This window comes from Sporosarcina koreensis (assembly GCF_001531445.1).
Lineage (GTDB): Bacteria > Bacillota > Bacilli > Bacillales_A > Planococcaceae > Sporosarcina > Sporosarcina koreensis_C.
The window spans coordinates 8,098-20,240 of sequence record NZ_LQYA01000092.1; the positions used below are offsets into that span (position 1 = coordinate 8,098).

The 12,143-nt window shown below is 46.5% G+C and carries 6 protein-coding genes; 5 read left to right on the forward strand and 1 reads right to left on the reverse strand.

Annotation, left to right across the window (positions count from 1 at the left end):
* Positions 1–247 precede the first annotated feature (247 nt).
* Together AWV70_RS11345 and AWV70_RS25200 are read left to right on the forward strand one after the other, a co-directional pair.
* Positions 248–1,378: a polysaccharide deacetylase family protein gene (locus AWV70_RS11345; protein ID WP_060207131.1), complete on the forward strand. Its 1,131-nt coding sequence runs from the start codon at positions 248–250 to the stop codon at positions 1,376–1,378.
* Between the two features lie 495 nt (positions 1,379–1,873).
* Complete coding sequence (locus tag AWV70_RS25200; RefSeq protein ID WP_082713576.1) at positions 1,874–7,264, forward strand: S8 family serine peptidase; 5,391 nt, start codon at positions 1,874–1,876, stop codon at positions 7,262–7,264.
* Between the two features lie 420 nt (positions 7,265–7,684).
* Here AWV70_RS25200 and AWV70_RS11355 read toward each other — a convergent pair whose 3' ends face one another.
* Positions 7,685–9,109 (reverse strand): MDR family MFS transporter, encoded by a 1,425-nt coding sequence (locus AWV70_RS11355; protein ID WP_060207205.1) that lies wholly within the window; start codon positions 9,107–9,109, stop codon positions 7,685–7,687.
* A 458-nt stretch (positions 9,110–9,567) separates the two neighbouring features.
* On the opposite strand from AWV70_RS11355, the gene AWV70_RS11360 reads away from it, so the two are divergent.
* The 3 genes from AWV70_RS11360 to AWV70_RS11370 all read left to right on the forward strand — a co-directional run bounded on the left by AWV70_RS11360 (position 9,568) and on the right by AWV70_RS11370 (position 12,067).
* A complete protein-coding gene (locus AWV70_RS11360; protein WP_060207133.1) occupies positions 9,568–10,173 on the forward strand; it encodes a 3'-5' exonuclease in 606 nt (201 codons plus the stop codon).
* Between the two features lie 248 nt (positions 10,174–10,421).
* The gene (locus AWV70_RS11365) at positions 10,422–11,339 is read left to right on the forward strand and encodes a S16 family serine protease (RefSeq protein WP_082713578.1); all 918 of its coding nucleotides are present in this window, start codon (positions 10,422–10,424) and stop codon (positions 11,337–11,339) included.
* A 416-nt stretch (positions 11,340–11,755) separates the two neighbouring features.
* Positions 11,756–12,067 carry an RNHCP domain-containing protein gene (locus tag AWV70_RS11370; protein ID WP_060207137.1) on the forward strand — a complete coding sequence of 104 codons (312 nt, stop codon included), beginning with the start codon at positions 11,756–11,758 and terminating at the stop codon, positions 12,065–12,067.
* The last annotated feature ends 76 nt before the right edge of the window (positions 12,068–12,143 follow it).

The window sequence follows — 12,143 nt, forward strand, 5'->3', positions numbered from 1 at the left end:
GCGCTACATGCCTTTGATAAATCAGCAAGGGAGAGTTTTGCGCGAGTCGGGCCTTGTTTTGCTCGATTTGTGACCTTCAACCTGATCGGTAAAATGTCTTAGCTAGTCAAAAGAGCATGGCACGAGAGAGATTCGCCCCGTACATAACATATTTCAGCGCTCCCGAAAAAGTTTCTGCTTCTAGACCTGTCCCGCTTTCAATATAGTGGAGAAATCGAAAAAAATCGGGAGGAGACGGGGAGAACGAATGAAGAAATGGACTTGGATCAGTTGCATCGCAATCATTTGCTTTTTATTCACAGGAACGGGGAAGGCAGAAGCGGCAGAAAACGGAAAACGGTACATCGGGCTGCATGACCGCATCCTGCCGATCGAGGATATCCGTGTCATTGACGGTGACACGAAAGTGCCTCTTAAAGACATCGCGAAATACCTCTATTTGCCCGTCGAAACGAAGGACGGGAAAACGATCATCCAAAAACGCGGAAAAGTAATCATATTCGATCATACAACAGGGGCGACCGTCTTGGACGGGGTGGATCAGCCATGGGCTCCAATCTCCTCCATTGACGGCGAGCTGTTCATTAGTGTGAAATATATCGCTCGCGAAACCGGGTTCCAATTCGAATACTTCCAGCAACACCATACAATCCGCATCTATCGCGACGAATTTAATCATATAAGCAATGAAGCATTTGAGGAGATAATCAAGGAACATGCTGCAAAGAAGCACCAGATATCCGCCTCTAAAAAAGCGAATGTCTATTTGACATTCGACGACGGACCGAATCAATTCACATTGATCAATCATGCAACACTTGAAACATACAAAGTGCCTGCCACATTCTTCTTCCTCGGCAATCAAATAAAGCACAACGAATCCATCGTCAAAACCGTATCGAAAAGCGGTCATTACGTCGGATCACACAGCATGACGCACGACAAGGCACTCGTCTACAGCTCGACCGAATCATTCATTGCCGAAATGACTGGTGCCGCACAACTTCTTGAGCAAGTGACAGGGAAGTCCGCGAATCTCGTGCGCGTCCCGTACGGCAGCAAGCCGCTCGTCACACCGAGCATGCAAAAAAGCCTCATCGATCACGGACTTTATATGTGGGACTGGGACGTCGACTCCAATGACTGGCGCTACACGGACAAACAAACCTCCCAAATTATAAAAAACGTCCAGGACGGCGTCACAAAAGCTGCAAAATCTGGCGACAAGGACATCATCATCCTTCTGCACGACCGCAGCCAGACTACCATCGCCCTTCCAAGAATCATAGAATGGCTGCAAAAAGAAGGCTACACCTTCAAGACGTACGAACCCGACAATCACATCATCCAGAACTTCCTCCAAGACCCGTTGCTCTGAATCAAACCGTTAATTGGTCAAAAGCATTCAGCGCAACAGGCAAAACCAATTACGCATAAACACCGCGAAACACGCATAAATCGCTACAACTACGCATAAATCGCAAACTCGACGCATAAATCGTCACAATCACGCATAACCGTCGTCAGAAACGCATAAATCGGCAAATGCACGCATAACTGCTGCCACTTACGCATAAACGTCAACATTCACGCATAATCCACCCAACAATGAATCGCACGATCCAAAACATCACCAGCAACCTGTCAAAATTGCATATCCAAACACCCAAGCAGTCGACTTAGCCAAATACTCATATTTCCAGCTTCACCCATAAATCTTCGGAACTACCCGCATCCAGAATCACCCATATCCTTTGAACGATTTTTCAGAAATATCATCATTAACCACACCAATCGGTATTTTCAAACAAATCGCACTATGATATCTTGAAATGGCATCAATCTACCAAACTACTAAGGGGGGATAGGTATTTTGAAGAAACATAACTTCACCAAGCTGTTCAGCACATTCTTGGCAATCATCCTTGTGCTTTCCTTGCTCACGCCATTCTCGGCATCCGCCAACACGGATTCCGCCGATTTGGCTGGCACTGCTGAAACAGCTGAAAAAACAGTACAAGCAACAAAAGCCTTCAAAGAAAACCTTCAAAACGAAAGCGTCATGGAGCGAAAAGCCGCAATCGCCGAACAGCTCAACCTGCTCGGGGGCGAAGCGAAACTGCATGAAGAGCTTCAAAACGTAACAGGGAATCAACAAGTCCCTGTCATCATTCACTTATCCGAAAAATCAGTCGGACTCCAACAGGGAATCCAAAAACTGAACGGAAAACCATTCTCTAGCGCAGAAGCACAGCAAACGAAACAAAAAGTGCGCAATCAGCAAGCCGCCGCGAAAAAAGAGATGGTCATCAAAGGCATTCAGTTCAACCAAGGCTTCTCCTATGACACCGTCCTCAACGGAATGTCAGGAACTGTAAAAGCCGACGACCTGCCAAAACTTCTTGAAGTGAACGGCGTCAAACTCGTCGAACCGGACACCACTGTTTACGCACTCGAACTCGACAAATCCAAAAGCTCTTCCAAACTGAACGGCCTGAAAAAACCGGCGCCTTCCGAATCAAAACTTGAAGAGAAAGCAAAAGACAATCAAGTCGGACCTGCCATGGACACAAGCATCGGCTTCCTCGGAATCGAAGCACTCTGGGCAGAAGGCCTTGAAGGACAAGGCATCAAAGTAGCCGTCCTCGACACAGGCATCGACGCCGATCACCCAGACTTCCAAGGTATCTACAAAGGCGGAAAAAACTTCGTTCCGCACACAGGCAACGACTACGCACGCCCACGTGCCGATGACGACGCTTCCGAAACATCACCGGTGGAACGACCGTCACACAGGCCGGAATTCAATGACAGAGGAAGCTCATTCTACACGTCCCACGGCACACACGTAGCGGGCACAATCGCCGCAATCGGCAACAATGAATATGGCATCAAAGGAATCGCACCGAAAGTCGACCTCTACGCATACCGCGTACTCGGCGCATACGGCAGCGGATCCACATCAGGCATCATCGCAGCAATCGACACAGCAGTCCAAGAAGGCATGGACGTCATCAACCTATCACTTGGCGGTGGCTCCAACACAGAAACGGATGCTGGCTCCTTCGCCATCAACAACGCCATGCTTGCAGGCACGATCTCAGTTGTCGCAACAGGAAACTCCGGACCGAACCGCGGCACGATGGGCACACCAAGCACAGCCCGCCTCGGCATCGCAGTCGGCAACACGACCAACCCGGAACTGTCGACTGTCAATTTCGAAATGTCAAACGGCGAATTCGAATTCTCCAACAATGTGAAATTCTTCTTCACGCCAATTGGAAAAAATCTTAAACAAGAATTGTCTGGTGAATTGGATATTATCGCAATTCCTGGTGTCGGTAAAGAATCCGACTACGATCAGTTAGACATCACAGGAAAAGTTGTCCACGTTTCCCGTGGAGAAATTGCGTTTTTGGAAAAAATACAATTTGCTACCGAAAAAGGCGCCAAAGCGATTATTATCTACAATACAAAAGACCATGCGGATGGAAACGATAATCCTATGTCAAATGTAGGTAGTGGCGATGTTTTCGATGTGTCAATCCCTTCCTTCAACATGTCTTACAATGCTGGGAAGGCAATCTTGGATGGTTTGAATAACGGAGAAGGAAAAATCACATTCGATGTAGATAACTTTGTCTATACTTCTGGCGACGAAGTGAACGACTCCAGCTCACGCGGACCGTCCACACCGAACTTCGACATCAAACCTGACGTTACAGCACCGGGAACGAACATCATGTCCACAATCCCGATGTACAAAGCAGACTTCCCGGAAGCCACCTACGAACAAGCATACGCACGTAAAACAGGTACTTCCATGGCCACACCACATATTGCGGGAATCGCGGCGCTAGTAAAACAAGCGAATCCGAATTGGGACGCCTTCGACGTAAAAGTCGCGCTTTCCAACACAGCCAAGGTCCTTGACACTGGCAAGTACGACGTATTCGCACAAGGGGCAGGCCGCGTACAAGCATACCAAGCAGCGCATCCTGAAATCCTTGCATACGCAATCGACACCGCAAGCAATGATGGCGTGTCCGTCGAAAACAAAAAAGGGACTGTGACATTCGGTCCTCAAGATTTAACGAACGACATCTCGGTTACAAAGCAAATTCTCGTGAAAAACGAAAACGGCAATGGCGGCACGTACAATGCTTCTGTACAAGTGACGAAAGGATTTGGTGACGCAACTGTCACAATCGACAAGCCGACATTCACGTTATCCGGCGAGCAACTGCTCAACGTCACATTGACAGCATCCGCTGCAAGCACAAAGTCCGGCGATGAAATTCTCGGATACATCAATATCGAAGGCGGAAGCACAACCGCTTCATTGCCATTCGCAGCCGAATTCGGCGGGGAAGCGGCAACTGAAGTTCAAAACATGCGCATTACAGAAACAGACTTGAGCTTCAATGGCGACGGCGTGAAAGACGAAGCGATGCTCTACTTTACAATCACGGGCGACGTCGCAACGAACTATGTTGAACTTTGGGACATCATGGACCCTGAAGGCGGTGTCTATGAAGACGGCTACATCGGCTACTTGCATGCTTCCGATTCACTAGGTGCAGGGTCCTACCAGCTGAGGATTGGAGGACAATACAGACCATGGGACGGCACACCTCCAACAATGATTCCGGACGGTCTCTACACGATCGACTTCACAGCATTGTCAGCTTCCGGCGTCATCGGTGACTACGTCGGACCAGTCGTCGTCAAATCCGAGGCAGGCACGATCGAAGGGGCAATTGAAGGCACAACTGCAACCGGTCAAATCGACGATGCCTATATTCAATACCAAGAGGAATTGGTTTGGTATGGCCTTGGCTACGACATCAATACGAAACTGAAAGCATCCTATGAGGTGGTGAAGGAAGATGAAGTCGTTGCATCCGGCCCGATCAAACTTGAGCAGGACGGCACATTCACATTTGATCTTCCAGAACTGAACAAAAAAGACAACTCGGTCAAAGTGAAGTACGAAGACGCGGCGGGCAATAAAGCTGAAGCGATCATCTACAACGCAGGCGACCAAGTGGACGATGAAGTGGAATATGCGTTGAACCATGAATCACTTACGCTTGAAGTCGGCGCATCGGAGCAATTGACAGTAACCGAAACGACGACCAAAGCGGACGGAACGACAGAAGAGAAGGATGTCACGGCTGACGCGACATTCACTTCAGCGGATGAAACAATCGCAACTGTCGAAAACGGCAATATCACAGCAGTGTCTGCCGGTACGACTGACATCACAGTCACATACAAAGAATTCACTGCAACGGTCACAATTGAAATTGCAGCTGAAGTGGAAGATACAGTAACATATGCTGTCAATAAAACAAATCTGGTGCTCGAAGCAGGCCAGCAAGAACAGCTATTCGTTACGGAAACGATCACGAAACCTGATGGAACGACGGAAGAGAAAGACGTCACAGCTGACGCGGCATTCACATCTGCAAACACGGCAGTGGCAACCGTCGAAAACGGCAACGTCATAGCAGTCGCTAAAGGCACGACTGACATCACAGTCACATACGAAGATTACACGGAAACAGTGGCGGTAGAAGTAACTGACAAGCCGGTCGGTGAAGAAACAGTCACGTATTCCGTCAATAAAACACAAATGGTTCTTGGTGAAGGCCAGCAAGAACAGCTATACGTCACACAAACGACAGTGAAACCGGACGGCACCGTCATCGAAAAGGATGTCACCGGCCAACTTCGCTATAACGTCGTCAACAACACCTACGCAACGGTCCAAAAAGGGCTCGTTACAGCTAAGAAAGCAGGAAAGACGCAAGTCCGCGTCATGATCAACGGCCAAGAAACGATCTACGTCTACTTGGAAGTAACGAAAAAACTACAAAACATCGTCACGTACACAGTGAGTCAAACCCACCTGAACATAGGTGTCGGCCAACAAGAGCAAGTGTATGTAACGGAAACAACGGTCACACCTGAAGGCGACGTATCCGAAAGGGATGTCACAGGATTCGGCGCATACAAAGTGATCGACAACTCGGTCGCAACCGTGAAAAAAGGGCTCGTCACTGGACAAAAAGCCGGCAAATCACAATTGCGCATCGAAGTGAAAGACCAGAAAGGCGTCCTAAAGGAAACAATCTACGTCTACATCAACGTGGAGGCCCTTCCGCAGGACATCGTCACATACGCGCTCAGCACGACGGAAATGACAATGGAAGTCGGAGAGCAGAAACAATTGAAAGTGACAGAAACAACAGTGGCGCCTGACGGCAGAACGACACAGCGTGATGCAACAGTCGACTCGAAATTCAATGTCGTTAATAACACGCTTGCGACCGTCCAACGAGGACTCGTCACAGCACATGCACCAGGCAAAACACAAGTCCGCGTCGTCATGCCGAACGGCGAAGTCACACTCGTCTACCTTGAAGTGACAGGCGCACCGGTGCAACCGGAGCAACCGCAAGAGCCAGAAACACCTGACACAATCACTTTCGCGGTCAATAAAGATCGAATCTCCCTACTCGAAGGCGAGACGGATCAATTAACAGTAACGCAAACAACAACAAAAGCGGACGGCACTTTTGTAGGTGATAACGACGCCACTGCTTCGTCAACGTTTACATCTGCAAATGAACATGTAGCAACTGTCGCGAACGGCATCATCACAGCGACAGGCGCAGGTGAAACAGAAATCACAGTGACAAATAGCGATTTCACAGCGACTGTCTCAGTAACAGTCACAGCCGTCGAAGAGCCGGAAGTTGAAGTACCTGCAACAAGCTTCATTGTTACGGAAGAAATCATCACAAGCTCCCCAGGCGAAATCGTGCTAGACTTGTCGGCATTTGAAGGGGAAACGGATATTGAAGTGAACGAGTTTGTCTTGAGGACGCTTGCAGATTCGAATAAGGAAGTCGTCATCCAAAAGGACGGCGCAGTCTTCTCGCTTCATAAAAATGTATTCAAAGACTTGCACGGCGACCTGACGATTTCCATTGCAAGAAGCAGTGCATCTGAAGTAATCAACGCCGTTTCCGACATCTACACGATCACGTTCTGGAACGGAATCGGTGATACGAAACAACAACTGACAAGCATCAATCATAAAATCGATGTCATCATGTCAGTGTTTGGCAATAAAAAAGTTCAAATCTTTGACCTCAGCAACAATAGAGAAGTTGAGAAAAATGCTAATGTTAAAGAGGGTAAAGTCAAATTCAAAACAGATAACGCCGGCAGCTTCGTAGCCATCGAAATCTAAAATCCAAACAGCCTTTCCGGATTCCGGAAAGGCTGTTAGTTTACCACAAACCGCATAAATTCCGCTATCCACGCATAAATTTATTTATTTACGCATAATCGCTTCCAACGACGCATAAACTCTCCAATTCACGCATAACTCCCCATAATTACGCATAATGCCCCAAACGAACCCCTTCATTTGTCAAAATCATTCAGCGCGCATTGCGAAGGCATCCCCCAAAAAATCTCCCGCGTACATTTGGCCGCAACACAATCAATTCGTCACAACACAATCAACCTGCCACGCAACAAAACGAACTCCAATCACAACGCAACGAATCTAACACGCAACACAACGACCGTCCCCAGCAACACAACAAACGAACTTTGCAACCCAAAAATAAAAAACCAGCAAAAATGCTGGTTTTTCACTTACTACTTATTCAGTTTGCTCCTCAGCTGTTTCTTCCCCTTCATCCGGCTTCGCACGATACACCAAGAAAGCCAAGATGACGGCCACAATCGACATCGCAAAAGCAATAAAGTAGACGAGCTCAACGCCGGCCACCATCGCAAGATCGATTGTCACCGGATCTTGCGGACTTGCGGAGCCTTCCAAAAACTTCATCTGCCTTGCATTCAAAATACTGATGAAAACAGAAACGCCAATCGCTCCGCCAACTGGCTGCAACGTTGACATGACCGCGGTTCCATGCGGGTACAACCTCTTCGGCAACTGGTTCAATCCATTCGTCTCCGCAGGCATCATGATTGCCGACACCGTCAGCATGATCAAAATATACCCGACGACAACGGCCCAAACAGGCGTATCGACCGTCAATCTGCTCATCATGAACATCGTTCCGCTCAACACGATCGTTGCCGGAATCATCAAGACGCGCGGTCCGAATTTATCAAACAGGGCGCCCATGAACGGCGACATCGCCCCATTCAAAATGCTTCCCGGCAAGAGGACCAAGCCGGCAGTGGCGGCGGTTAATGCCAGTGGCCCCTGCATATAGATTGGCAAAATGATTTCCGATGCAAACATCGCCATGATAATGATCAAAAACATGAGGACCGCATGCGTATACATCGGGTAGCGGAACACCCGCAAATCCATGACCGGCTCCTCCAACTTCAATTGCCGCAGCACAAAAAGAACGACACCGATGACACCTACAATCAGGGCGGACAGTACATTTACACTAGCAAATCCATTCGCGCTTTCTCCGACGGAGCTAAAACCGTACACGATTCCACCGAAGCCCAACGTCGAAAAAACCAACGAAATGACGTCAATCTTAGGTTTCGTCACTTCCGATACATTAATTAAATGCTTGTAAGCAAACACAATCGAAAACAATGCAAACGGAATGACGATGATAAATAAATAACGCCATCCAAGATATTCAACGATCACTCCGGAAAGCGTCGGGCCGATAGCTGGCGCAAACATGATGACAAGGCCAATCAATCCCATCACTTTCCCTCGGCGTTCCGGTGGGAAAATCAATAAGAACACATTGAAAATGATAGGCATCAGCAAACCGGTTCCGACTGCCTGGATCAACCGTCCAACGAGTAGTATTGGAAATGTCAGCGCGGAGGCACTGACAATGGTACCAACCGTAAAGACAATCATCGTTCCAAGAAACAATTGCCTCGTCGTGAACCATTGCAATAGCAATGCGGAAATCGGAATGACGATTGCCATGACAAGCATGAAGCCTGTCGCCATCCATTGCACAGTCGGCAATGATATTGAAAATTCATCCATTAGCGTAATCAGCGCGATATTCAATAAGGTTTCATTCAAAATCGCGAAAAAAGCACCGATGATGAGTGACAGCATGATCGGCATGACTTTTACACTCGGATCATCCGCCAAATACTCATATTTTTTCGGTTCTACAGTTTCTTGCATATAAAAAAACTCCTCTCGTCTACGTAAATATTGTTGGCATTCTTACGTGAAAGTAGTCGAAATGGAGCTCTCCAAAAAAGCGCAAAAATAAAAAGAGAAGGCAATCCCCCTCTTTTCATGACTATTGATTTTTAAAAAGGCAGACCTATTCCGAATACTCCACAAAAGTAGAGCCTCTCAAGCTATTCAATTACCCATTCAACTTGATTCGGATTTTGATAGTTGCCATTGTTAAAAACCTCCGTTCGAAAATGTAGGCCAATAATATCATGCTTGGCACCACTTTGCAAACGTTACACAAAGACAAAAAGATATATCTAGTTTAATACTTTAAAAAAGGTGTAATATAGTAATAGAATTGAAACAATGAAAAAAGTAAAGGATGTGCATCCAAGATGAGCTCGAATCAAAAAGCCGCAGACCTGCTACAATCCAAAACGGACATCCAAAACTGGGGGGCCCGCCGCGCTTCCCGGATTAGGAAATACAAAACGACATCCAGGCACGTCACAGACTATATCGTGCTCGACTTCGAAACAACAGGTTTCCGAGCTGGCGCTGACCGCATCATCCAGATTGGGGCACTCAAATACATCAACCATGAGCGGGTCGAAGTCCTCAATACATTCATCAATCCGGAACGCCACATACCGGTATCCATCACCCGGCTCACGGGCATCACAAACGAAATGGTCCAATGGGCGCCGATCATCGAACACAAAATCGAAGAGCTCCTCGAATTCATCGGCGACCTGCCTATCATCGCCCATAACGCCAGCTTCGACATGGGTTTCCTCTACGCCCTCGACAATATCGAAGGCATTCAGATTCCCGAATACACCGTCATCGACACTGTCAAACTGGCACGCAAAGTAATCACGGAAACGCCAAACCACAAACTTGGCACCCTGGCGAAGCACCTCCAACTCGAACACGACGCCCACGACGCAATCGGCGACTGCCTCGCCACCGCCGCCATCTACCAATACTGCACCCAATAACCGCCGAGCCTGGCGGTTTTTTAAATGAAAAACGCATAAACCGCTTCAGAAACGCATAAATCCCACCATTCACGCATAAACGCCCTCCAACCATCCCCTTAATTTGTCAACCCCATTCAGCGCGACCGGTGAATTGAGTTACATGTAAAATTCCGCGACACCACTTTTCCTACTACATTTGTTGAAGTATTCAAAAATAATACAGTTTGGAATATAATGAGAATAGGCATTACGAGAAAAGGAGCAAGATGAATATGAAGAGCCGTAATAAATCACTAGATCGCTCGACCAAACTGTTAGCATTTGTCTATAGCATTTTCATAGTAGTCCCTATCTATTTCATACTTGGCAATGCTTATTATTTGGATTATATAAACAGTTATGTATTTGTAGGGGCATTATTAGTTCTCATGATTATTGCTTCAATTCCATTGATTATTTTTCGAAAAGATAAGTTTAGGAGCCTTATCGTCAATTGGGTCATCGCATTATTAACTCTCTTTTGCGGTTATGAATTTCTACTCATAGAGTTTGAGAGCAATACCTATATTGCAGTGGTTAACAGAGAACCTGAGGAAATTATACAAAACTCGGGGATATACATTTTGGCGATTGGGCTTAACCATATTTATTACGTGAAAGAGGAAAATATCGTAAAGGATACTTACGAAAAAGAAGGCATCCAAATTTTTGATTTTCATCAAATTACAAATCGGGAAAGGTACAAAAGTAAAACAAATGAAATAAAACGATTTTTAGGATTTAGCAAAGAGCCATTTCACATAATGGGGGAGAATGTAAGAGGTTTTATTCGGGAAGATATTGTAGCTATTAATGAATTTCTAAATAAAGAAAATCAAAGCGGTGACAGTGCTGGACTAGCGTTAGGACTTTCATCGATGGTCCATCAAGGCAGCTTGCATAACCAAATTCCAATCGGCGTCACGGGAACGTTAGAACCAAATGGAGATGTCAATCAAGTGGGCGGAATAGCAGGAAAGATGATCATATCGGAACAAAATGGTTTCCCGTATATCATTGTTCCGGATGCAAATAGGGACGAAGCGGAAACTGTAAAGGCCGAACAAAAGTTAGCAATCGAAATTGTACCTGTTCATCATATTGACGAGGCTGTGAGGGTGATTAAGGAACTTAACGACCGATGATAAAACAATTTCGTGTCAACTTTCAGATCACCCGGCTGCAGAATGATTCAAAAAAATGATAGTATTAAATCGAATAGAAAACAATTTGAGTAGGAGTGAATGGTTTGAAACAAAAATTATTCACTTTCATTGCCAAATAGGGGACGAATGCCAAAGTCAGTGATTATAGGTGAACACCTACTAGTGGAAGGTGGAGCAATCCGCCTTACAGTGGTCGGGATAAAATCATAAACCCGATCGTGGTCCGGATCGGAGGATGGAAAAAGCCTCCGTGAAGCAGGAACTAGAAGTAATTGTTTTGTAGAGCAAGACGGTGAATCGGTCACTTCCCTCTAAAAGCCTGATACCACTTCAGTGGAAAAACCAAACGGAACCCTTTTCTCCAAAGATGAAAAAACATCTTGGAGGAATGGCAAATGAAAAGACGAATAGAAAACGCCGCATTCCAATGCGAAAATTGCGGCGCAAAGATTGAGCCTCTAACAAATGGCAGCTTTCGAAACCATTGTCCCGTCTGTCTGTACTCAAAGCATATGGACAATTTTCCGGGAGACCGTGCAAGTGAATGCAAGGGATTAATGAAACCGATCGGCCTTGATTATTCCGGAAAAAAAGGCTACCAACTGATTCACCAATGTACAAAATGCCAAAAAGTCGGCCGCAACAAGGTCGCAACCAATACCATCCAAGCAGATAACTTGATTCAATTTATGATCGAGATTGGTTAAACTTCTTGTTTTCTATCAAAGTGCTTTGGCATAACCGCCAAAGCACTTTTTATGCCCAATTCGCCACGGCCATCAC